Source organism: Parafrankia sp. FMc2, assembly GCF_041008525.1.
GTDB lineage: Bacteria > Actinomycetota > Actinomycetes > Frankiales > Frankiaceae > Parafrankia.
In genome coordinates this window covers 17,816-40,007 of the sequence record NZ_JBFLUG010000072.1, presented here as the reverse complement: position 1 = coordinate 40,007, position 22,192 = coordinate 17,816, and the positions used below count along the sequence as shown (strand labels likewise).

Sequence of the window (22,192 nt, the reverse complement as noted above, 5' to 3'; positions counted from 1 at the left end):
TTCTCATATCTGACGTATCTGTAGTAGCTGCATATGTGTAGAAGTGTCAGCCGCCATGCCCTTCCTCCCCTGCCCCTTCCTCTCCTCCCCTGCACCTACTCCTCTGCGCCTACTCGCAACGTCACACCTCGAGCGGCAGCTGCGCGGCGCCGCGCGCCCCCGCCCGCCGCGGCTCGGGCGCCAACCGGAAGGCCGTCCCGCCCGGGGCGGCGAACGCCTGCCAGAAGTGGTCGGCCACCTCGTCGGTCCGCAGCGGCCCGGCGGCGCCGACCCGGCCGTCCAGCACCACGGTGCGCAGTCGGACGCCCTGCGCCGCCAGCAGCGGCGCCATCGCCTCCCCCATCGCTGCCGCACCCGCCTTCCCGACAGCGAGCGCGAACCGGCCGGCCGCCGGCTCACTGCGCGGACCTGCGACGGTCAGCAGGATGGTCGCGCCCGGCCGTTCGGCCAGCAGCGGCGCCGCGATCTGCACCGCTGTCAGCGCCCCGGTCACGTTCACCGCCAGCGTCTGGTTCATCGACTCGGCGCGCACCGAGAAGGCCGTGCCCCGGATGCTCAGTTTGGCGTTGTAGACGAGCACGGTGAGCCCGCCGATCTCGGCGGCCACCCGCCCGGAGGCGGCGGTGAACGCCGCCTGGTCGGTGACGTCGGCGACGGCCCCGGCGACCGGATGGTCGGCAGCCGCGAGCTCGCCGGTCACCCGGGCCACGGTCTCGGCCGACCGAGAGATCACTCCCAGCCGGAACCCTTCGGCGGCGAACCGGCGCAGCAGCGCCGTCCCGAAGGCGGCGCCGGGACCGACCACCACCAGGCCACGGCTGGAAGGCCCCACGGCCCCACCCGCCGGAACCGCGGGGGTCCCGGCACCTGCGGCGGGGGTCCTGGCGCCCGCGGCGTGTTTCGTGGCCGCGCCGTTGTCCATGCGCCCCATCCTGACGCGCGGGCGCTGCCGCCGCGCCGATATGGCCCGGATACGCGCGATCGCGCCTGGATACCTGCGCTCAGTTCCCGTCCGGGCGCGCCCCGTCCCCGGCGGCCCGGACGGTGGATCGATCGCCCTACCGGCGGCCGGCTGCCGTCGATTCGGACGTCCGACGATGGGCACCAGCCTTCTGGCCACGGCCACGGCCACGCAGGACACGGCTGGAGGCCCGGCCGGTGCGCAGGCCGCGGGTCAGCAACGAGCGGCGGCCCGGGCGGCGGCGGGCCCGGCGATCGACCGGGCGGCCACCAACGACCGCCCGCCCGGCTCCCGGCCCGCCGGCGGCACCGCTCGGGACCGCGCCACCGGCAGCCGCGGCACCCCCGGCGGCCAGCCGCACCGCCGCCGCGTTCGCGGCCCGGGTGGGCGCGGCCGAGCGGTAGGCCACCGCGAGTGCCACCAGCACGACGGAGATCACTGCGGAGATCAGCAGAAGCGCGACGATGACGGCAGCGAATGTTCTCACCCACAACGAATACCCACCGCATCCAGATGGTCACACCTCAGGCGGGCATCCCCGTCACCCGCCCGGCGGCGAGACCGGGCCTGTCGGAGAGACCGGGCCTGTCACCGGCACCAGGACACCCGGGTTGAGCACACCCGCCGGGTCCAGCACGGCCTTCACCGCCTGGAGGACCGCGACGCCGACCTCCCCGATCTCGGCGGCGATCCAGGGGCGGTGATCCGTCCCGACCGCGTGGTGATGGGTGATCGTGCCGCCGCGCTTCATGATCGCGTCTCCGGCGGCCTGCTTCGCGCGGCCCCAGCGGGCCATCGGGTCGGGGCCCTGCGCGCAGACGACCGTGAAGTACAGCGAGGCTCCCGCCGGGTAGACGTGCGAGATGTGGCACAGCACGACCGCGGGTGACCCGTCCGCCTCGAGGGCGCCCGCGACCGCGGCGCGCACCGCCGCGTACAGGTCGGGGAGATCCGCCCAGTAGGCCGCCGTCTCCAGGGTCTCCGCGAGGATCCCCTCGTCGAGGAGGGCGTCGCGCAGGTAGGGCGCGTGGAAGCGGCCCGCGAGCCAGTCCTGGCCGACCTGCTCCCCGAGGGGCTGGCCACCGCCGGCGGCGATGACGGCCTCGACAGCGGCCGCGCCCCGGGCCACCGCCTCCTCATCCCCCTCGAAGCCGGTCAGCAGGTAGCACCCGCCGGCCGTGACGCCGGTACCCGCGGTGACCGCGTTGGCGAGGCCGGCCGCCGTCTCCATCTCGTCGGAGAGCCGGCACACCGTGGGCAGCAGGTCCCGCTGAGCCAGTGCGCGGATCAGCTCGAGGCCGGTCGTCAGGTCCGCCACCCGCCAACCGGTGTAGGTCCGCCGCGGCGGCGCCGGCCGTACCCGCACCGTCACCTCGGTGATCACCCCGAAGGCGCCTTCGGAGCCCAGTGCCAGCTGGCGCAGATCCGGGCCGGCGGCCGAGGCCGGGGCCCTCCCCGGCTGCCAGGTGCCGACCGGCGTGGCCAGCCGCAGCCCGGTGACGAGCTGATCGAACCGGCCGTATCCAGCCGAGGCCTGGCCACTGGACCGGGTCGCGGCGAACCCGCCGACGGTGGCGTACTCCCACGACTGCGGCAGGTGGCCGAGGGTGAGCCCGTGCCCGGCGAGCAGGGCCTCGACGGCGGGCCCGCGCAGCCCCGCGCCCAGCACCGCCGTCCCGGAGACGGTGTCGACGGCCACCAACCGGTCCAGGCGGCGCAGGTCGAGCGCGATGACGCCGGCCCAGGTCGACGAGGGCAGGCCGGGCGGCGCCAGGCCGCCGACCACCGACGTCCCGCCGCCGAACGGGACCACGACGACGCGATGCCGGGAGCAGATCCGCAGCACCGCCAGGACCTCGTCGTGGTCCGCGGGGACGACGACGGCGTCCGGGGCGGCAGCGGCGTCGCCGGCGCGCAGGCGGAGCAGGTCGACGGTGGACCGGCCTCGGCAGTGCCGCACCCGCGTCTCGCGGTCGGCCAGCACGTGTTCGGCGCCCACGGCGGCGCACAGCTCGCCGCGCACGTCCGCCGGCAGGCGCACCAGGGGCAGGGAGACGTCCGCGAGGGCGACCGGCGGGCTCGGCCGGGACGGGATGCCGAGCTGGCCGAGCAGGTCCCGGACGGCGCCCGGCAACGGCCGGTGCCGCTCCGCCGCCCCCCAGCCCCACCAGACCGGGTCCGCGGCCGGCTGCACAGCGAGATGACCCGACTCGGACGTCATGGCAGCTCCCCGGCTTGACGGACCGATCGATACAGTGTGACAACTCAAGTCACAGTGTCACACGACTACGCGCCGGGCACTCCCCCACTGGCCGCCAACGGCCGGCACGGCGTCGTGGAGCCGGGAGGACCAGGGCGATGACCGGACAGACCCGCTCCCGTCCCGCGCCGGTCGCCGTCGCGGACGAGGTCGTCCTCGACGCCGCCGCCGCGCTGCTGATGAGCGTCGGCGTCCGCCGGACGACCTTCACCGACGTCGCGCGCCGCGCCGGCGTCAGCCGGATGACCCTCTACCGCCGCTGGCCCGACCTGCGTTCCCTCGTCCGGGACGTGATGACACGCGAGTGGGGGCGAATCATCACGGCCACCGCCCCGCCCGGAGCCCCCGGCGCCTGGCTGCCCGCCGAGGCGGAGACGGGGGTCGACCCGGACACGCCCGGCGCGGACCCGCCCGGCGCGGAGCGGGCCGAGCTGGTGGGTTCGCTGATCGCGGCCGCGCGGGCGTTCCGAGAGCACCCGCTCTTCGCGCGCATCACCGAGACGGACGGGGAGCTGCTGGTCCCCTACGTCCTGGAACGGCTCGGCACGACCCAGCTGCTGGTCCTGGACCTCCTGCGCGACCGGCTCGCCGCGGCCCAGGCCACTGGCGCCGTCCGCACCGGTGATCCGGACGCGCAGGCACGGATGGTGCTGCTGGCGGCGCAGTCGTACGTTCTCTCCGCGGGCGCGATGGGTGACGAGGCCACCCGGGACGCGCTGGCACGCGAGTTGTACCTGATGGTGGACGGCTACCTGGCCCCGTCCCACGATCCCCTGTCCGGATCTCCGCCACTCGAGGCTCCGTCGCCCACGCGGGGGGCACCGTCATCCCGGACCCGGCCGGCATTCCGGACCCGGCCGACCGAGCACCGGCCGACCGAGCACCCTGGAGGTCCGTCATGACCGACCTGGCCAGCCCGCTCGCACGCTCGTCGCTCACCGCGGACCGCCGCGCCCGCGAACTCGCCGAGCTCGCCGGCGGAACGGTGGTGGATCTGCTGGTCGTCGGCGGCGGGGTCACCGGCGCCGGGGTCGCGCTCGACGCCGCCTCCCGCGGGCTGTCCGTCGCGCTGGTCGAGGCGCGCGATCTCGCGTTCGGCACGAGCAGGTGGAGCTCGAAGCTGGTCCACGGCGGGCTGCGCTACCTCGCCTCCGGGGACGTCCGCCTCGCTCGGGAGAGCGCGGCCGAACGCGAGATCCTGATTCGCCGCACGGCCGGGCACCTGGTGCATCCGCTGCCGATGGTGCTGCCGCTCACCCGGGACGTCCCCGTCGGCGCGGCGCTGCTCGCCCGCGTCGGCCTGGGGTTCGCGGACCTGCTGAGGCGCGGGGTCCGGACCCCGAGTTCGGTGCTGCCCCCGCCGCGCCGTCTGTCGGTGGTCGAGACATTGGGGATGGTCCCCGGCCTGCGCGAGGAGGGGCTGCGGGGCGGCCTGCTGTACTGGGACGGCCAGCTCGTCGACGACGCCCGCCTCGTCGTGGCGATCGCGCGCACCGCGGCCGCGTTCGGCGCCCGGATCCTCACCCGCGTGCAGGTCCTCGCGGTCCAGGACTCCGCGGTCCAGAACCTCGTGCCGGGGGGGGCGAACGGAACCGGGCCCACGGCCGCCATGAGGGCCGGAGCCGGGCCCGGGCCCGTCGAGGTCGAGGCACTCGACACGCTCACCGGGCAGCCGTGCCGGCTGCGGGCCCGCACGGTGATCAACGCGACCGGCGTCTGGGCGCCGGTGCTCGCCCCGGAGATCCGCCTGCGGCCCAGCCGGGGAACCCACCTGGTGCTGCCCGCGGCTGCCTTCGGCGGCACACCGACGGCGCTGTCGGTGCCGATCCCCGGCGAACGCAACCGGTACGCGCTCGTCCTGCCGCAGGGTGACGGCCGGGTGTACGTCGGCCTGACCGACGTGTCGACGGACGAGGTCGTCGACCTTCCCGTGCCGGACCACGGGGAGATCACCCACCTGCTCAACGTCGTCTCCGGGGTGTTGGCCACCCCGCTCGACCGGGCTGACGTGCTGGGGTCGTTCGCGGGCCTGCGGCCGCTGCTGGACGGACCGGGTGGGCGCACCGCGGACCTGTCCCGGCGACACACCGTCCACACCGGCGCCAACCGGGTGATCACCGTGGTCGGCGGCAAGCTGACGACCTACCGGCGGATGGCCGAGGACGCGGTCGACGCCGCTGTCGCGCAGGCCAACCTGGACGCCGGCCCCTGCCGGACCAGCCGGCTGCCGCTGGTCGGTGCCGCACCGCGCCGCGCGCTCGCCAGCATTCCGGCGCCGCGCCGGCTGGTGGCGCGCTACGGCACCGAGGCCCCCGCGGTGCTGGACCTCGCCCGGGATGATCCGCGGCTGCTCGCCCCGGTCGCCGCCGGCGTCGACGTCACCGGAGCCGAGCTGGTGTTCGGCGTGCTCCACGAGGGCGCGCTCGACGTGGATGACCTGCTCGACCGACGGACCCGGGTCGGGCTCGTGCCCGCCGATCGCGCAGCCGCCCTGGACGCGGCCCGCAGCGCCCTGACGCACCACGCCGTGCGCACGGGCTGAGCCGGGCCCGCCCCCGCTTCAGCCCGTGCGCGCACCGCGGCGGTGGTCGGGCCGCGGCGGCTGCCGGGCCGCGGCGGCCGTCAGACCGCGGCTGCCGCCGAGTCGGGGGCAGCCACCGTGTCGATGGTGAGGGCCGCGACACGTTCCAGGTGCGACGGCGGGTCACCGAAGGCCCCGTACAGCCGGCGCGCCCGCTTGTAGAAGAAGTGTGTCTCGTGCTCCCAGGTGTAGCCGATCCCACCGTGGTACTGGATCATCGCGGCGGTCGCGTCCCGGGCGGCCTGGCTCGCCTTGGCCTTCGCCACGGCGACCGCCAGCAGCAGGTCGTCGAGCTCGGCGTCGATCGCGTACGCGGCGTACATGGCCGCGTGCTCGGCCATCGTCACCGCGACGTGCAGGTCCGCGAGGTGGTGCTTGAGTGCCTGGAAGGAGCCCACCGGGCGCCCGAACTGGATCCGTTCCTGGTCGTAACGCACGGTCCGGGTGAGGGCCTCCCGGGCGATGCCGGCCAGGTCGGCCGACGTGAGCACCGCGCCGCGGCGGACAAGGTCCTCGAGGACAGCAGCCGACGAGCCGGGCAGCCGGCGGGCGTGCGCGCCCTCCAGCTTCAGCGCGGCGAGTCTGGTCGTTCCGTCGTAGCTGGTGAGCGGCTCGACGGTCACTCCCGCTGCCTGGGGGTCGACCAGGTACAGGCCGATGCCAGCCGAGCCGGCCGCGCTCCCGGCCCCGGTCTCGGCAGCCCCTGCCGCCGTGCCGGGCTCGGTGGCGGCGACGACGACCAGGCCGGCGACGGCGAGGTACTCGACGGGCGAGGCAGCGCCGGTGAGCGCGCCCACCGCACTGCCCGCCTCCCCCGCGGGCTCCCCCGCGACCGGGGCGGCGCTCACCGTGACGCCGTCGGCACCCCACCCACGGCCGGCGCCACGCAGCGCCACCGTCGCGGCCAGGTCGCCGGCGGCGATGCGGGGCAGCAGCTCGGCGCGCTGCGCCTCCGATCCGGCGAGCCGGACCGCCTCGCCGGCCAGCACGGTCGACAGCCACGGGCCGGGAACCACCCCGGCGCCGAGCGCCCTGGCCACCACATGCGCGTCGAGGATGCCGAGCCCCAGCCCGTCGTACTCCTCGGGGACGCAGACGGCCAGCCAGCCCTGCTCGCCCACCGCCTTCCACAGCTCTGTCGGGTGGCCGTCGCCGGCGGCGTCCTCGAACACCGCGCGCACGGCGGTCAGATCGAAGCGGTCGGCGAGAAAGTCCCGGACGGTGTCGCCCAGGGCCCGCTGTTCGTCAGTCAGCGCGAAGAACACGTCAGTCGTCCCTTCAGGGCTCAGCGAGGCAGGCCGAGCACACGCTCGGCGACGATGTTGCGCTGCACCTGGGACGACCCGCCCCAGATCGTGACGGACCTGCTCCAGAACCCCTCGGCCTGCAGGGCGGTCAGGTCGAGGCCGGCAACGGGCGACCCGATCGCGATGTCGGAGCCGAGCAGGTTGTCGAAGGTCTCGAAGAGATCCTGGTATGTCTCGGACCACTGCAGCTTGGTCATCGACGACTCGGAGCCGAGATCGGCGCCCTGCTCCACCCGGGTCAGGACGTGCATCGCGTGGTAGCGCAGGCACTCCAGCTCCACCAGACGCTGGGCGAGCTCCTGGCGCAGCACCGGCTCCTGGTCACGCCCCAGCACCCGGGCCGCGCGGACGATCTCGTCGTAGGCCCGGCGGAACGACGTGTACTGCAGGATGCCGGAGGCTCCGCGCTCGAAGGAGAGCAGCAGCATCGCGGTGGCCCACCCGTTACCCAGGCCGCCCAGGCACTCGGTGGCGGGGACCCGCGCGTTGGTGAAGAACACCTCGCCGAACTCGGTGGCCCCGCTCATCTGCCGCAGCGGCCGGGCCTCGACCCCGTCCTGGTGCATGTCGATGAGCAGCATCGAGATGCCGCGGTGGCGCTGGCTGCCCGGCTCGGTGCGCACCAGGGCGAAGATCCGGTCGGCATGGATGGCGTTCGTCGTCCAGACCTTCTGCCCGTTGACGACGATGTCCTCACCGTCGGCGACACCCGATGCCCGCAGGGCCGCGAGGTCGGAGCCGGCGTCCGGCTCGGAGAAGCCCTGGCACCAGATGACGTCGCAGCGCAGCAGCGGGCGGATGATCTCGCGCTTCTGTTCCTCGGAGCCGATCGCCATGATGGTCGGCGCCAGAAACGCCAGCCCCAGCGAGTTCACGGTCGACGGCGCCCGGGCGTGCGCCATCTCCTCGTCGTAGATCGCCTTCATGCCGGGGGTGCCGCCGCGGCCACCGAACTCGGTCGGCCAGTCGATGCCGGCGAACCCGGCGTCGAACTTCCGCCGCTCCCACTCGCGGCGCAGCTCGAAGGCCTCGGCGTCGGGCACGGTGGCCCAGAAGCCGGGCTCGCGCCAGGCGCTGGGGAGGTTGTCGGCCAGCCAGCCCCGGAGATCCGCGCGGAAGGCTTCCTCCGCGGCAGAGAACGTCAGGTCCATGTCGTTTCTTCCTCCGGGTCAGGTCGTACCGGGCCGCGCCGACAGGGTGCGACGGAGCACGTCGAGATCGGATCGATTCGCGCACAAGCATGCCCTATCCGTGTTCCTCATGCCGCCTGCCGCGACGCCACCTGCGGACCGAGACAATGAGTGGCACGAATTCCACCGGTTCCGGCGCGACCCGTAGCCAGCCCGCATTCCGGCGGCCGTTCCTGCCCGGCCACCGAAAGACATGCCGTGACGGATGACATGAGGGACACCCACGGAACGTGCGGCGAACCGCGGCTCGGGGCAGGCCGCAGCCGACACGCGCGTCGCATCCGACGTGTCGGACATGTCGGATGCGGGTGCGCTGGGCATCATGGACCCTGACGCACCCGCGGCGCCAGCAGACCCCACCCGGTCGGCGCCCGATATCCACCCACCGTTCATCTCACCGTGAGCGGCGGGAACCAACTGCCGGCACGATGGGTGGCGGGTCCGGCAGCACGGGCCCGCCACCGACCGCAGAACAGCGGGACCGCAGAACCGCACACGGTCGAAGGGGGATGCACACGCGATGACCGGTACCGCACGCCTCGATCCGGCCAGCCGGGCTGCCGCGCTGCGGCGGATGCGCGCCGAGCCCGTGGACGTCGTCGTGATCGGCGGCGGAGTCACCGGCGCCGGCGTGGCGCTGGACGCGGCGACCCGGGGCCTGTCCGTCGCCCTGCTGGAGGCGCGTGACCTCGCGGCCGGTACGTCCAGCCGGTCGAGCAAGCTGATCCACGGCGGCCTGCGCTATCTGGAGCAGCTCAACGGCACGCTGGTCCGCGAGGCGCTGCGCGAGCGCTCGCTGCTCCTGGAGACCCTCGCGCCGCACCTGGTCAGTGCCATCCCGTTCCTGCTTCCGCTGACCCATCACGGCTGGGAGCGCGCCTACATCGGCAGCGGCGTCCTGCTGTACGACACGCTGGGGCAGGGCCTCGGGCGCATCGCGCCCAGGCCGGGTGGGGACGGCGCCCCCCGGAACGGGGGTGTTCCGCTTCACCGCCATCTCACCCGCAAGGCGGCGCTGCGCGAGTTCCCGTCGCTGCGGCCGGACGCACTCGTCGGCGCCATCCAGTACTGGGACGGTCAGGTCGACGATGCGCGGCACACCATGTTCGTGGCCCGCACCGCCGCCCGGTACGGCGCCCTGATCGCCACCAGCGCCCAGGTGACAGGGCTCGTCCGGGAGGGCGACCGGGTCGCCGGCGTCCGGGTCCGCGACCTGGAGAACGGTGTCGACCTCGAGGTTCGCGCCGCCCAGACGATCAACGCGGCCGGGGTGTGGACGGACGACATCCAGGCCATGGTCGGGGGGCGTGGGCGGCTGTCGGTGCGGGCGTCGAAGGGCGTGCACATCGTGGTGCCGCGCGACCGGGTGCACGGCTCCACCGGGCTCATCCTGCGCACCGAGAAGAGTGTCCTGTTCGTGATCCCCTGGGGCAGCCACTGGATCATCGGCACCACCGACACCGAGTGGAACCTCGACCTCGCCCACCCCGCCGCCACCAGCACGGACATCGACTACCTGCTCGACACCGTCAACAAGGTGCTGCGCACGCCGCTGACGACCGAGGACATCGTCGGCGTCTACGCGGGCCTGCGGCCGCTGCTCGCCGGCGAGTCGGACGAAACCTCTCAGCTGTCCCGCGAGCACGCGGTGGTCCGGCCGGTCCCGGGCCTGACGATGGTCGCCGGCGGCAAGTACACGACCTACCGGGTGATGGCGGCCGATGCCGTGGATGCCGCGACGGAGGGCATGAGCGGGGCGGTCGCACCGTCCTGCACCGAGCGGGTGCCGCTTCTCGGCGCGGACGGCTACCCGGCGCTGTGGAACGCCCGCGAGCGCCTCGCGCGGACGTCCGGGCTGCACGTCGCCCGGGTCGAACACCTGCTGCGCCGGTACGGCACGCTGGTGGAGGAGGTGCTGGATCTCGTCGCGGCCCGCCCCGAACTCGGGCGACCGCTGCCGGGAGCGGCCGCCTACCTGGCTGTCGAGGCGGTGTACGCGGTCTCGCACGAAGGGGCGCTGCACCTGGAGGACGTCCTCACCCGGCGGACCCGCATCTCGATGGAGACCGCCGACCGGGGGCTGACGGCGGCGCCCCACGTCGCCGAGCTGATCGCCCCGGTCCTCGGCTGGAACTCCGAGGCGGTGGCCCGGGAGACCGACCACTACCGGGCGCGGGTGGCCGCGGAGATCGAGTCCCAGCGGCAGCCCGACGACCGGGCCGCGGATGCCGCGCGGCTGGATGTTCCCGACGTCCGGCCGCTGGTGCAGGAGAACCGCGGAGCCGCCACACCTGCCTGACCCTGCCTGACCGGTCCGGGCCGCGCGGAATCCCACAGCGCCGCGAGGTTTTGTCGACCGGCCAGGAGGAACGAGATGACCATGGAACTCATCCTGTGGCTGATCGCCGTCGTGCTCGTGGTCGGGGGCATTGTCTCGCTGGTCCGGGGCGCAATTCTGTATGGCATCGCGCTCATTGTCATCGGTTTGCTCGTCGGCCCCGGTGGTGTCTCGGTCTTCACCTGATGACTGACGATTTCAGGACCGGAGAATCGACTCAGAGCCCGTAGGCCTCGAGAAGACGCAGCCACACCTCGCTCACCGTGGGAAAGGACGGCACCGCGTGCCACAGGTCCTCCAGTGGGACGGCACCGGTGATGGCGATGGCCGCGGCGTGCACCATCTCCTGGGTGTCGTGGCCGACGAAGGTCGCGCCGACCAGCACCCGCCGGGCGACGTCGACCACGATCTGGGAGGTGCCCACAGCGTCGGTGCCGCGCACGGAGGACCCGGCGACCGATGCGGTCGACACGGCCACGGCCCGGACGTCGAGGCCCGCCTCGCGGGCAGCCCGCTCGGTCCGGCCGACCGCGCTCACCTGTGGGTCGGTGAAGGTCACCCGGGGGACCGCGCCGGGATCGACACGATCAGTGGCCGGCCTGCCCGCCGGGTCGGACCGGCCACTGATCACGTCGGCAGCCACCCGGGCCTGGTACTTGGCGACATGCGTCAGCAGGGCCCGGCCGTTGAGGTCTCCCACCGCGTAGAGCCAGTCACCGGCCACTCCGGTCACCCGCATCCGGGTGTCGACCTCGACGAAACCATGGTCGGGCAGCCCGACCGCGGACAGGCCCAGATCGGCCGAGGCCGCCGTCCGGCCGACGGCGACGAGCAGCTCGTCGGCGACGATCCGGTCGAGGCTGCCGGCCTCGTCGAGGCCCAGCACGACAGGACCACGGGATGGACCACCAGCCGCCTGCGCGGGTCGGCTGCCGGGCTCGGCCCAGGGCGTACTCCCGGGCCCGGGCGCGCCACCGCCGTGCGGTGCGCCCTCCCGCTGGACGGACACCGCGCGGCGGCCGGTGAGGACGGTGATGCCCTCCGCCTCGAAGGCGGCGCGCACCTCGTCCCCGGCGAACGGCTCCTCCCTCGCCAGCAGCCGCGGCCCACCCTCGATGACGGTCACCTCCTCGCTGCCGAGCCGCCGGAACGCCTGCGCGAGCTCGGCGCCGACGGCACCGCCGCCCAGCACCGCGAGCCGGCGAGGCACCGCCCGCGCGCCGGTCGCGGCCCGGTTGTCCCAGGCCTCGGCCTCGGCCAGGCCGGGGATCGGCGGCAGTGTCGCCCGGGTGCCCGTGGCGAGCACGACCGCGCGGGCAGCGACAAGCGCGCGCTCCGCGCCGCCCGGCCCGCGCACCGCGACCCGGCGCTCACCCACGAGCCGGCCCACCCCGCGCACAAGCTGGATGCCCTTGTCACGCAGCCAGGGGACCTGGCCCTCGTCGGAGTAGTCGCCGACCATCTCGTCACGGCGGGCGAACGCACCGGCCGCGTCGACACGACCGGTCACGGCCGCGGCCGCCCCGGGCGTGACCCGGGCCGCCGCGAGGAGCTCACCCGGCCGGATCAGGGTCTTGCTGGGAATACACCCCCAGAAGGAGCACTCGCCGCCGACCCGCTCGCGTTCGACGACGGCGACCGTCAGGCCGGCGTCCGCGCAGCGGCCCGCGAGCACCTCACCTGCGGGACCGGCACCGATCACGACGACGTCGACCTGGCCCGGCGCGCCGGCCTCGCTCCGGGTGCCCGACGACCCAGCGGCGCCGGGCCCGTCCAACCTGCTCATGGGTACGCCCCTCCGCACTGGCACCAACACCGCGAGCCACCCTCTCACGCCGGGCCGTCAGGTCCGGCGCTGCGCACCCGGGCGCCCAGGCCCTCGGTGTGTGCCCGGTCCGTGACCCAGGCCGCGCTGTCGAGTCCCGGTACGGACGGCAGGATGGAACACGAGGACCTCACCTTCGACCGGTCCGTGCAGGACCACCGGGAGTTCAGATGCAACTCGGAATGATCGGACTCGGCCGGATGGGCGCGAACCTCGTTCGCCGGCTTATGCGCGACGGGCACGAATGTGTGGTCTATGACGTGAACTCCGAGGCGGTGAAGGCCCTTGCCGGCGAGGGCGCGGTGGGCACCCACACCCTGGCCGAGTTCACCGCGGCTCTGCGCACCCCGCGGGCGGCCTGGGTCATGGTCCCCGCGGGCATCACCGGGCAGACCGTCTTCGAACTCGCGGAACACTTCGAGGCCGGCGACATCATCATCGACGGTGGCAACTCCTACTACCGCGACGACGTCGACCGGGCCGCGAAGCTCGCCGAGCGCGGCGTCCACTACGTCGACGTCGGCACCTCCGGCGGGGTGTTCGGCCTGGACCGCGGGTACTGCCTGATGATCGGCGGCGAACCCGAGACCGTCGCCCGCCTCGAGCCCCTGTTCGAGACCATCGCCCCCGGGGTGGGCACCGCCCCGCGCACTCCCGGCCGTACCGGTGAGATCACCCAGGCCGAGAAGGGCTACCTGTACTGCGGGCCCAACGGCGCCGGCCACTTCGTCAAGATGGTCCACAACGGCATCGAGTACGGCATGATGGCGGCGTTCGCCGAGGGCCTGGCCATTCTCGACAAGGCCGACATCGGCCGGGCGCAGGCGGCCGGTCACGACGCCGAGACCACCCCGCTGGCCCATCCGGAGTACTACCAGTACGACTTCGACATCCCGGCCATCGCCGAGGTCTGGCGGCGCGGGAGCGTAGTCAGCTCCTGGCTGCTCGAGCTGACCGCGACCGCACTGGTGGAGGACCCGGAGCTGGCCGGGTTCGGCGGCCGGGTCTCCGACTCCGGCGAGGGCCGCTGGACGGTGCTGGCCGCCGTCGAGGAGGGTGTCCCCGCGCACGTGCTGACCGCGTCGCTCTACGAGCGGTTCAGCTCCCGCGGTGAGTCGCTGTTCGCGGACAAGCTGCTCTCGGCCATGCGCAAGCAGTTCGGCGGCCACGCGGAGAAGAAGGCGGAGGGCTAGGGAAGGCCGGCCGGAGCCGGGCCGCGGCCGGCGGCGGGCCCGGCCAGCTCCGGCCCGGGCCCGCGGAGGAGGCCCGCCGGTCCGGCAGGCGCCCGGCTCAGCCGGCGGTGGCCTCGATGCTCGCCCGATCTCCCATGATGATCATTGGCTGGCTGCTCGGCGTCAGCCAGTGCAGCACTGCCTCCATCGAGGCCTGGGGAAGACTGATGCAGCCTCTGGTGGGCGTGTTGTGGTCGACGTGCAGCCAGATGTCGCCGCCGGCACCCGCCCCGAGCGGGCGGGTCGGGTCCGACGGCGGGTGGCCGGGCAGGCGGTTGTAGTCGATCGCCACCACGTAGTTGAAGGCCTCGGCCATCGGGTCTCCGGCGTGGCCGCCGGCCTGGTAGAAGGACGGGCGGAACTCGTACGGCAGAGCGGTGCCCGGGTCGGCGTACCGGCCCCCGGCGGCGGTGAGGCTGAACACCCCGACGGGGCTGCGCCGGTCGCCCTCGACGTGGTCGTGCGTCCACCCGTTGGCGCCGTTGCGGCCCGCGATCTCCGCTCCGACCGCCGTCCACGGGGCATCCGGGGCCGCCCGCTGCCAGCGGACCACACGGTTCACCGTCGCGGACGCGTCCGCCGCCGTGACGACAATGACCTGACGGGTCGCCGCGGGGATCCGCGACATCATCAGATCACCCACGCCCGGAATCGCGCCGACTGCCATCTCCCCGACCGTGCCTTCTTCCTTGGGGTCCGTGATGCCGCGGGCAGCCCGGGCCGCCGACTCGGCGTCGGGCGCGTCGGCCGGCGTCGAGGTGGCGGGAGGCGACTGGCTGCGCGCGGCCGTCGCGGACATCTCCGGCTCCTGGGCGGACCCGGTCACGTGCAGTGCGCCGGCGACGCCCACGGTCAGCGTCGCGCCCACCGCGGCCAGACCGATCGCGACGGACCGCACGGGAACGCGGCCCTCGTGACCGCCCCTCGTGCGGCGGCTCCCGGACCGCCCGGACCTTCGGTGTGTCGCCATTCCTCCGACTTCCAGGCCGACGCCGCGCCTCGCCGGCCACCTGACGAACCCCTACGGCTACCACCATCACATGCACAACCGCGATGGTGTGTGGCACCACGCCCGCACCATCGCCGAACCTGTCGGTCGCACACGATACGGGCCTGGCACGCGCCGGCCATCACCAGCATCCGGCCGACCAGGGCCTGCCGGCGCGCGGTCGACACCGGACGACGTGGGACCAGCGGCGGAACCGCCTGGACCAGGCTCCCGCAGCACCATCCGGAGACCGGTTATCCACAGACCGCAATCCATCATGGACACAACGGATAAACAACAGCCATCGTCTGACCATGGCCCTCAGCCCCGGCCGACTCTCCTGGCGGGAGATCGCCGACCTTCAGTCAGGTGTCATCAGCGAGCATGACGCGATTATCGCGGGCCTCACCCGGGCGGACATCCGGGCCCGAGTCCTCGCTGGCACCTGGCGGCAGCCCGCCCGCGGTGTCCTCATCACGGCAGTCGGCGGGCAGCCCTGGCTGCAGCAGGCCTGGGCGGCCCTGCTCGCCGGTGGCCGGGGCGCGGTCCTCGGCGGCGCCACGGCCGCTGCCCTCGACGGCCTCACCGGCCACGACGACGACGTCGTGACCGTGTTGATCCCGCCGGAGCGCCGGTGCGCGCCGATGCCCGGGGTCGCCTTCCGCCGCTCCTCCCGGCTGTCCGCGGCGGACATCCACCGCACCCGGCTGCCGGCACGCACCGTCCCGGCGCGTTCCGTGGTCGACATGGCCGAGTGGTCCGGGGAGCGCGAGCAGGCCCGCGCCCTGATCGTCGACGCGCTGCGGCAGGGCTTCGTCACCGTCGACTCGATGCGGCGGGCGATGGCCGGGCGGGGCCCGATCACCCGCCGCACACTGATCGGCGACACGCTCGACGACGCGGCCCGGCGTACCCCGCGGATGCTCGCCCAGCTGTACCGACAGATCGAGCTCGCCTTCGCCCTGCCCGCGGGCCGGGCACTGGCGGCGGACTCCGCCGACGCGCCGACCGGCCGGCTGGACGTCTGGTACGGGCCCTGGCGGCTGCTCGTGCGCATCGGCCAGTCGGGGCCGCACCAGGCCCGCCCCGCCGGCCGGCTGGTGCTGGCCATCCCCACCGAGCGGCTGTGGCAGGCACCGGAGGAGGTCGCGGCGCTCGTCACCGCGGGGCTCGGCAACCAGCTCCCCGCCGGGTCCGCGGGGCCAGGGGCTTCCGACCCGGGCCCCGCGGAGCCGGCACCCGGCCCGGCCACGACGGCCACGCCGAGCGAGACGGACGAACAGGACGAGCGGCGCGAGACACGCCGGGAATGGCACGAACCGGTGCGTGACGAACCAGGCGAAGGTGACCAAGGGGGTGGCGGAGGGCAGCTACCTGCCGTAGCGTCGAGGCAGATGCGGGAGCTTCCACCCTGGGAGGCTGAGAGGGCGGCCGGGCAACGGCCGGTGCCGCCGACCGCCTGAACCTGTCCGGGTAATTCCGGCGTAGGGAGTGATCAAAGGTGGTGCGTCACATCCAGCCCGCGCGTTCCGACATCCCGGCGGCAGACCAGCCAGCGGACGGAATCCTGGCCCGGCCGTTCCCGGGCAGCAGGAAGACCTACCTGGTGGGGTCCCAGCCCGACCTGCGGGTGCCCATGCGCGAGGTCGCGCTGAGCACCGGCGACAGCCTCGTCCTCTACGACACCTCCGGCCCCTACACCGACCCTGGTGCCGGGATCGACGTGCGACGCGGTCTCCCTGCGCTGAGGTCGGGCTGGATCGCCGCCCGCGGCGACACCGAGGAGATCACCGGCCGGGCGGTGCAGCCCGGCGACGACGGCAGGCGGGCGACGGGTAGCCAGAGCGGCCCGGGCCAGGCCGCCCAGACGCCGGCGGATGACCTCTTCGTCGGCTCGGGGCGGGCACCGCGCCGGGCCCTCGCCGGCCGTGCGGTCACCCAGCTCGCCTACGCACGACGCGGCGAGATCACCCCGGAGATGGAGTTCGTCGCCCTGCGCGAGGGCCTTGCCCCCGAGCTGGTCCGCGACGAGGTCGCGTCCGGGCGGGCGGTCCTGCCGGCGAACGTGAACCACCCGGAGTGCGAGCCGATGGCCATCGGGCGCAACCTCCTGGTCAAGATCAACGCGAACATCGGCAACTCGGCCGTGGCCTCCTCCATCGAGGAGGAGGTCGAGAAGATGGTGTGGGCCACCCGGTGGGGCGCCGACACCGTCATGGACCTGTCGACCGGGAAGAACATCCACACCACCCGGGAGTGGATCATCCGGAACTCGCCGGTGCCGATCGGAACCGTCCCGATCTACCAGGCGCTGGAGAAGGTCGGGGGCAAGGCCGAGGAGCTCACCTGGGAGGTCTACCGGGACACCATCATCGAGCAGGCCGAGCAGGGTGTGGACTACATGACCGTCCACGCCGGCGTGCTGCTCCGGTACGTCCCGATGACCGCACGGCGCAAGACCGGCATCGTCTCCCGGGGCGGGTCGATCCTCGCCGCATGGTGCCTCGCGCACCACCAGGAGAACTTCCTCTACACGAACTTCGCCGAGCTCTGCGAGATCCTGCGCGCCTACGACGTCAGCTTCTCCCTCGGTGACGGGTTGCGCCCCGGCTCCATCGCCGACGCGAACGACCCCGCGCAGCTTGCCGAGCTCGCGACCCTGGGCGAGCTGACCTCGGTCGCCTGGGAGCACGACGTCCAGGTGATGATCGAGGGCCCGGGCCACGTGCCCATGCACAAGATCAAGGAGAATGTGGACCTGCAGCGCGAGCTGTGCCACGACGCGCCGTTCTACACCCTCGGCCCGCTCACCACCGACATCGCGCCGGGCTACGACCACATCACCTCGGCGATCGGCGCGGCGATGATCGGCTGGTACGGCACCGCCATGCTGTGCTATGTCACCCCCAAGGAACACCTTGGCCTGCCGGACCGGGAGGACGTCAAGGCCGGTGTCATCGCCTACAAGATCGCCGCTCACGCGGCGGACCTGGCGAAGGGGCACCCCGGGGCGCAGGCCTGGGATGACGCCTTGTCGGACGCCCGGTTCGACTTCCGGTGGGACGATCAGTTCAACCTGTCCCTCGACCCGGAGACCGCCCGGGAGTACCACGACGAGACACTGCCCGCGGCTCCGGCGAAGACCGCGCACTTCTGCTCCATGTGCGGCCCGCACTTCTGCTCCATGCGCATCACCCAGGACGTCCGCAAGTACGCCGCCGAGCACGGCCTCGACAGCGAGGACGCGGTGCAGGCCGGGCTGGCGGAGAAGTCCCGGGAGTTCGCCGAGCAGGGCTCCCGCATCTACCTGCCACTCGCGGGCGGCCAGCCGCAGGACTAGCCGCACAGGCCCGGCTCAGGCAGCTGACCGTCCCGGCGCCGGTGGTAGCGGTCGGTGTCGGGGACCGGGACCAGTGCCGTGACTGACAGGGTTCGCCGTGTCAGTCACGGCACTAGCCTTCCTTGCGGGCAAGCACTCGGTAGGTGTTGGAGCGGTTCCCCCGCGCCAGCCATGCCCGGCTCAGGCTCTCGACGAGCGCGGCCAGAACGAGCGGGCTGATGGAGGCGAGCAGCAGCGGCACCCGCAGCAGGCGCCGGCCGGGCCCGCTGCGGTGGGTGTCGAGCCACGGCTCGGGTTTCGGCGCCAGCTGCTGGATGAGCAGGCCGAGTGCCCCGGTGAGGTCGCCGGGGCGCTGCGCCGCGCCGAACTCGACGACGATGGGCCGCAGGCCACGGTCCTCCAGCGCCGCGAGCAGGTTGTCGACGGGGATGAAGTGCAGCCGGCGCGGCACATCCCAGCCCGGCCAGTACCTGCCCAGTCGCCGGGCGGCCGGGCAGGACGGGTTCGGAAGCTCGATCAGCAGATGGCCGCCGGGGGCGAGGGCCTTCACCGCGCCGTCGAGCTCCTCGGACGGATACCGGGCGCGCTCCAGGTAGCCGAACATGCTGATCACGTCGTAGCGCCCGGCGAGCCGGTCGGCGACCTGGACGAGTTCGCCCTGGTAGGCAGCGTCCACCCAGCCCCGCGCGCGGGCCTCGTCGACCGAGTCGGTGATGTCGAGCCCACCGAAGGCGGTCGCCGGCCAGTAGTGACGGGCGACGTTGCAGAAGTGCCCGAAGCCGGTGCCGACGTCCAGCCAGGCTCGTGGGGTGGCGTAGGGGCGCAGCAGCTCGGCGCGGGCCCGGTCGGCCGCGGCCTCCCGCGCGCGGGCATGTTCCGCGGCCTCGGCGGCGAACCCGTCCCGCCAGTCCCGCTCGTAGTAGTCCTGCCCGTCCGGGGTGATCGCCGGGTTGAGGAAGGTGTGCCCGCACCGCCCGCAGGTGTCGAGCTGGAAACTGCCGGGTTTGCCCATCGCCAGGTCCGGTGAACGCAGGCGGTTTGTCAGTTCCCCGGAACCGCACCACGGGCATTCGCTGCTGGGCACCTCGCGCAGGCGCCCGACGTGCCGGGCCCGGGCCCGGTACCAGGCGGCGGTCTCGTCGCGGCGCTGCCGCCGGGCCGCCTTGTGCGGGTCGGCGGGTATGCCGGCAGCCTTGGCCTCGCGACCCGCGCGCACCGAGTGGATGACGAGCAGGAAGATGCCGAGGATCCGGACGATCGGACTACGGATCAGGTCACGAGGAGCCAACGGCACCCGGCCGGCGCAGACGAAGAACGGCTGGAACCAGAACAGCGCCATCGCCACGTAGGCCAGCTGCTGGCTGACCTGCGACCCGATCGCCGTCGCGATGTGCGGCGAGAACGGCATGTAGAGGCTGGCCGGGGTGCAGGCGTAGGCGCGCTGCTGCACCCGCACCCGCATCGCGGCATCGTCCCGGGCGGCACGCAGCCCCGGCACCACCGCGAGGTCGGTGGCAGTCGGGGCATAGCGCTTCAACTGGGTGGCGATGTCGACCAGCTCGACCGGGCTGAACCCGTCCAGGTGGGTGATTCCGGCCCGTTCCAGCAGGTCCCGGTGCACCAGGATGGCCTGGAAGGCACCGCGGCCGGGCGCGGACCGGTCCGCCCGGTACGTGCGGGTGTCGACCATGCGGGCCACGTCGAGGGCACGTTCGACGGTGAGGTCGGCCGGCACCAGGTCCAGCACCAGCAGACGCTCGCGGCGCGCGTGGTTGCTCGCCGCGCGCCGCGCCGCCTCGGGCAGCCGGACGCCCTCGGCGACCAGGAAAAGGTGCGCCGGATCAACCGGCCGGCCGGAGGCGACGACCGTGTCGAGCCGGCGCAGCCGCCCCCGCAGCCGGATGCCGTTCGCGACGAGGCCCAGGCAGACGAGAACAGGAACCAGGAGCCACACGTCCCTCACGCCCCCCGGCCCTACGGCAGCAGCTTCTCGATGTGGTGGGCGGCCGTGACGACTCCTCCCGCCGCGGTGAACTCGGCACGCAGCCGGCCGGCCGCGGCCGCGTACGACGGCTCGCCGAGCACGGTGCCGATCGCGGTGGCGAGCGTCGACGGCGTCGACCGCCCGAACCGCACCCGCAGGCCCGCCCCGGCCCGCACCACCTGCTCGCCGATGACCGGCTGATCGTCACGGACGGGAGCGACCACAAGGGGAACACCCCGTGACAACGCCTCGCACACGGTGTTGTTGCCCGCATGGCAGACTACCGCGTCGAGCTGGTCCATCAGATCGACCTGCGGCACGAACGAGCGGACGAGCAGGTCGTCCGGCGCCTGCTCGGCGAGGTCGTCGAGCGGGCCCGGCGGCGCGACGACCACCGCCTGCACCTGGCCGGCCATCCCGGCCAGGGCCTCGGCCGCGGCGCGCACGAAGCGCCCGCCGGCGTCCCGCGTCACCGTTCCGAGGGAGACCAGAACGGTGCGCCGGCCGCTGTCGAGCCACTCCCAGGGGAAGGCCGGGGCCGGCCGGCGGACTCCCGCGGCGCAGCCGACGAACACCTGGTGGGAGGGGTGGAACGAGCTGCGCAGCAGCGAGGGCACCGAGCAGACCACTGTCAGGTCCTCGGAGAAACGCAGGTCCAGCCGCTCCGCCCCGTCGTCGGGCACGCCGTGTGCGAGCTGGAACTCGCGCAGCCGGTCCGAGACCCAGTGCCCGATCCCCGCCAACACCGCGTACGGATCATCGAACTCCGCCGAGGTGGTGGCCAGGGTCGCCCACCGGATCCCCGCCCGCCGCGCGGCCAGCGCGGCACCGATCGCCTGCTGGTCGGCGACGACGAGGTCCGGGCGCCAGCGCTCGAGCACCTCGCCGACGTCCCGGGCCATCGAGGTGCCGAGCGGGAGGATGAACTCCTCCCACAGGAACTTCAGCGACGCGGGCCCCCGCAGCGGGCGGGACCGTGCCTCCAGGTCCGCCCGCTGCTCGGCGGTGATCTCGTCCGGCAGCGCGATGAGCGGCACGCCGGGCGGGACGAGCGGCCCGACCGCGCTCGCGTGACCGGCCAGCGCGACGTCGTGGCCGCGTGCGGCGAGCTCGCCCGCGATGCCGACAGCCGGGTTCACGTGGCCGGTCAGCGGCGGCACCGCGAAGAGAATGCGCCCCATTGACTCAACTGCCTCCAGGCCGGGTCAGGCGTCCGACGGCGAGCCGGCCGCGGCCGTCGACAACGAGGTGGTGCGGTGCTCGCCGTTCAGGTCGGGCGGCGGGATCATCTGCCGGACCCAGTCAGGCGTGTCGTAACCGGCGCCGCGCACCTGGTGCCGGGGCATCGGCTGGTCGCGGCGCAGCAGCCACCACCGGAGCAGGTCCCGCAGGTAGTCGGCGGCCTCGCGCAGCACCATGTGCGTGTGCTGCTCCAGGACCACCAGGGTGCAGTCGGGAACGAGCTCGGCGAGCCCCTCCGCCTGGTCGATGATGTCCGAGTTCGCCCCGTAGACGGCGAGGACCGGCATCGGCAGCGCGGTGAGCGCCTCCCGCGAGAACGGCGGCGTCGCCAGCATGTCCTGCGCGATCGAGGTCTCCTTCAGCAGCGCCTGCGCGGAGCGCGCGATCCGGGTGACGGCGCGGCCGGCGGTGTTCGCGAGCCACTCCTCGACCTCCTCGTCACTGACGGCGGCGAGGACCTGGGTCAGCGACCGGGCCATCTCCTCCCCCAGCCCCTCGATCAGGAAGGGTGGCTCGACGAGCGTCAGGCTGGCGACCCGCTCCGGGTTCGCCAGGCCGAACGCGAGGGTCAGGGTGGCTCCGTAGCTGTTGCCGACGATGTGGACGGGCCGGTCGACACCGAGCGCGTCCAGCAGCCCGGCCAGGTCGGCCATCGAGTCGGCCATGGTGTAGCCGGACGGGGTCCGCTCGCTGCGGCCGTGCCCGCGCAGGTCGTAGCAGATGACCTCGCAGCCGGCGCCAGCCAGGCAGTTACCCAGCGCGAAGTAGAAGCTGGAGATGTTGTCCATCACCATGCCGTGCACCATCACGACGACCGGCGAGTCCGGAGCGGCCCCGCCCTTCGGCTCCAGCCGCTGCACATGTAGACGAACGCTGTTCGCGACGATCTCAGCCACGCGCCTTCTCCCTAGCTTCGTTCGGAGGTGTGCCCGCGCGGTCCGCTG

At 73.7% G+C, this 22,192-nt stretch carries 17 protein-coding genes and 1 riboswitch; of the genes, 6 read left to right on the top strand and 11 right to left on the bottom strand.

Annotated elements, in window-relative coordinates; translation table 11 throughout:
• Positions 1 to 121: 121 nt before the first annotated feature.
• The 3 genes from AB1460_RS22600 to AB1460_RS22590 all read right to left on the bottom strand — a co-directional run bounded on the left by AB1460_RS22600 (position 122) and on the right by AB1460_RS22590 (position 3,182).
• Positions 122 to 922: an SDR family NAD(P)-dependent oxidoreductase gene (locus tag AB1460_RS22600; protein ID WP_368963916.1), complete on the bottom strand. Its 801-nt coding sequence runs from the start codon at positions 920 to 922 to the stop codon at positions 122 to 124.
• A 136-nt stretch (positions 923 to 1,058) separates the two neighbouring features.
• Positions 1,059 to 1,448 carry a hypothetical protein gene (locus AB1460_RS22595; RefSeq protein ID WP_368963914.1) on the bottom strand — a complete coding sequence of 130 codons (390 nt, stop codon included), beginning with the start codon at positions 1,446 to 1,448 and terminating at the stop codon, positions 1,059 to 1,061.
• A 54-nt stretch (positions 1,449 to 1,502) separates the two neighbouring features.
• Positions 1,503 to 3,182, bottom strand: a complete 1,680-nt coding sequence (locus AB1460_RS22590) for an FAD-binding oxidoreductase (protein WP_368963913.1) — start codon at positions 3,180 to 3,182, stop codon at positions 1,503 to 1,505.
• A gap of 137 nt (positions 3,183 to 3,319) precedes the next feature.
• Here AB1460_RS22590 and AB1460_RS22585 point away from each other — a divergent pair, with 137 nt between their 5' ends.
• Both AB1460_RS22585 and AB1460_RS22580 read left to right on the top strand, forming a co-directional pair.
• Positions 3,320 to 4,123, top strand: a complete 804-nt coding sequence (locus tag AB1460_RS22585; protein WP_368963912.1) for a TetR/AcrR family transcriptional regulator — start codon at positions 3,320 to 3,322, stop codon at positions 4,121 to 4,123.
• Positions 4,120 to 5,763: a glycerol-3-phosphate dehydrogenase/oxidase gene (locus tag AB1460_RS22580; RefSeq protein WP_368963911.1), complete on the top strand. Its 1,644-nt coding sequence runs from the start codon at positions 4,120 to 4,122 to the stop codon at positions 5,761 to 5,763. The genes AB1460_RS22585 and AB1460_RS22580 overlap by 4 nt, the downstream gene beginning before the upstream one ends.
• Positions 5,764 to 5,843: 80 nt before the next feature.
• On the opposite strand, the gene AB1460_RS22575 is transcribed toward AB1460_RS22580, so the two are convergent.
• Together AB1460_RS22575 and AB1460_RS22570 are read right to left on the bottom strand one after the other, a co-directional pair.
• Positions 5,844 to 7,067: an acyl-CoA dehydrogenase family protein gene (locus AB1460_RS22575; protein ID WP_368963910.1), complete on the bottom strand. Its 1,224-nt coding sequence runs from the start codon at positions 7,065 to 7,067 to the stop codon at positions 5,844 to 5,846.
• Between the two features lie 20 nt (positions 7,068 to 7,087).
• Entirely contained in the window at positions 7,088 to 8,260 is a 1,173-nt protein-coding gene (locus tag AB1460_RS22570) for an acyl-CoA dehydrogenase family protein (RefSeq protein WP_071086789.1), read from the bottom strand.
• Positions 8,261 to 8,819: 559 nt separating this feature from the next.
• Between AB1460_RS22570 and AB1460_RS22565 the strand changes: the two genes are divergently transcribed.
• Positions 8,820 to 10,598 carry a glycerol-3-phosphate dehydrogenase/oxidase gene (locus AB1460_RS22565; protein ID WP_368963909.1) on the top strand — a complete coding sequence of 593 codons (1,779 nt, stop codon included), beginning with the start codon at positions 8,820 to 8,822 and terminating at the stop codon, positions 10,596 to 10,598.
• Positions 10,599 to 10,679: 81 nt separating this feature from the next.
• Complete coding sequence (locus AB1460_RS22560) at positions 10,680 to 10,823, top strand: GPGG-motif small membrane protein (RefSeq protein WP_198541930.1); 144 nt, start codon at positions 10,680 to 10,682, stop codon at positions 10,821 to 10,823.
• Positions 10,824 to 10,854: 31 nt separating this feature from the next.
• Here AB1460_RS22560 and AB1460_RS22555 read toward each other — a convergent pair whose 3' ends face one another.
• Positions 10,855 to 12,423: a dihydrolipoyl dehydrogenase family protein gene (locus AB1460_RS22555; RefSeq protein ID WP_368963907.1), complete on the bottom strand. Its 1,569-nt coding sequence runs from the start codon at positions 12,421 to 12,423 to the stop codon at positions 10,855 to 10,857.
• 209 nt (positions 12,424 to 12,632) lie between these two features.
• Between AB1460_RS22555 and gnd the strand changes: the two genes are divergently transcribed.
• Positions 12,633 to 13,655 carry a phosphogluconate dehydrogenase (NAD(+)-dependent, decarboxylating) gene (gene gnd / locus AB1460_RS22550; protein ID WP_368963905.1) on the top strand — a complete coding sequence of 341 codons (1,023 nt, stop codon included), beginning with the start codon at positions 12,633 to 12,635 and terminating at the stop codon, positions 13,653 to 13,655.
• Between the two features lie 97 nt (positions 13,656 to 13,752).
• Here the strand turns inward: gnd and AB1460_RS22545 are convergent, their stop codons facing one another.
• Together AB1460_RS22545 and AB1460_RS22540 are read right to left on the bottom strand one after the other, a co-directional pair.
• Complete coding sequence (locus tag AB1460_RS22545; RefSeq protein ID WP_368963904.1) at positions 13,753 to 14,592, bottom strand: L,D-transpeptidase family protein; 840 nt, start codon at positions 14,590 to 14,592, stop codon at positions 13,753 to 13,755.
• A gap of 455 nt (positions 14,593 to 15,047) precedes the next feature.
• Complete coding sequence (locus AB1460_RS22540; RefSeq protein ID WP_368963902.1) at positions 15,048 to 15,758, bottom strand: hypothetical protein; 711 nt, start codon at positions 15,756 to 15,758, stop codon at positions 15,048 to 15,050.
• A 310-nt stretch (positions 15,759 to 16,068) separates the two neighbouring features.
• Positions 16,069 to 16,190, top strand: a riboswitch (TPP riboswitch).
• On the opposite strand from AB1460_RS22540, the gene thiC reads away from it, so the two are divergent.
• Positions 16,187 to 18,022 carry a phosphomethylpyrimidine synthase ThiC gene (gene thiC / locus AB1460_RS22535; protein WP_420497341.1) on the top strand — a complete coding sequence of 612 codons (1,836 nt, stop codon included), beginning with the start codon at positions 16,187 to 16,189 and terminating at the stop codon, positions 18,020 to 18,022. Its footprint overlaps the riboswitch before it by 4 nt.
• Positions 18,023 to 18,134: 112 nt before the next feature.
• Here thiC and AB1460_RS22530 read toward each other — a convergent pair whose 3' ends face one another.
• The 3 genes from AB1460_RS22530 to AB1460_RS22520 are packed head-to-tail and all read right to left on the bottom strand — an operon-like array spanning position 18,135 to position 22,144.
• On the bottom strand, positions 18,135 to 19,976 hold the full coding sequence (locus AB1460_RS22530) for a class I SAM-dependent methyltransferase (RefSeq protein ID WP_368963917.1): 1,842 nt from the start codon (positions 19,974 to 19,976) through the stop codon (positions 18,135 to 18,137).
• A 20-nt stretch (positions 19,977 to 19,996) separates the two neighbouring features.
• Complete coding sequence (locus tag AB1460_RS22525; protein ID WP_368963898.1) at positions 19,997 to 21,187, bottom strand: nucleotide disphospho-sugar-binding domain-containing protein; 1,191 nt, start codon at positions 21,185 to 21,187, stop codon at positions 19,997 to 19,999.
• A 24-nt stretch (positions 21,188 to 21,211) separates the two neighbouring features.
• Positions 21,212 to 22,144 carry an alpha/beta fold hydrolase gene (locus AB1460_RS22520; RefSeq protein ID WP_018638149.1) on the bottom strand — a complete coding sequence of 311 codons (933 nt, stop codon included), beginning with the start codon at positions 22,142 to 22,144 and terminating at the stop codon, positions 21,212 to 21,214.
• Positions 22,145 to 22,192: the final 48 nt, after the last annotated feature.

What these genes read in the sequence shown, in the direction of transcription:
- AB1460_RS22570 (WP_071086789.1), bottom strand. Translation starts at nt 8,260, where the DNA reads ATGGACCTGACGTTCTCTGCCGCGGAGGAAGCCTTCCGCGCGGATCTC.
- AB1460_RS22585 (WP_368963912.1), top strand. Translation starts at nt 3,320, where the DNA reads ATGACCGGACAGACCCGCTCCCGTCCCGCGCCGGTCGCCGTCGCGGAC.
- AB1460_RS22600 (WP_368963916.1), bottom strand. Translation starts at nt 922, where the DNA reads ATGGACAACGGCGCGGCCACGAAACACGCCGCGGGCGCCAGGACCCCC.
- AB1460_RS22565 (WP_368963909.1), top strand. Translation starts at nt 8,820, where the DNA reads ATGACCGGTACCGCACGCCTCGATCCGGCCAGCCGGGCTGCCGCGCTG.
- AB1460_RS22580 (WP_368963911.1), top strand. Translation starts at nt 4,120, where the DNA reads ATGACCGACCTGGCCAGCCCGCTCGCACGCTCGTCGCTCACCGCGGAC.
- AB1460_RS22590 (WP_368963913.1), bottom strand. Translation starts at nt 3,182, where the DNA reads ATGACGTCCGAGTCGGGTCATCTCGCTGTGCAGCCGGCCGCGGACCCG.
- gnd (WP_368963905.1), top strand. Translation starts at nt 12,633, where the DNA reads ATGCAACTCGGAATGATCGGACTCGGCCGGATGGGCGCGAACCTCGTT.
- AB1460_RS22555 (WP_368963907.1), bottom strand. Translation starts at nt 12,423, where the DNA reads ATGAGCAGGTTGGACGGGCCCGGCGCCGCTGGGTCGTCGGGCACCCGG.
- AB1460_RS22560 (WP_198541930.1), top strand. Translation starts at nt 10,680, where the DNA reads ATGGAACTCATCCTGTGGCTGATCGCCGTCGTGCTCGTGGTCGGGGGC.
- AB1460_RS22525 (WP_368963898.1), bottom strand. Translation starts at nt 21,187, where the DNA reads ATGGGGCGCATTCTCTTCGCGGTGCCGCCGCTGACCGGCCACGTGAAC.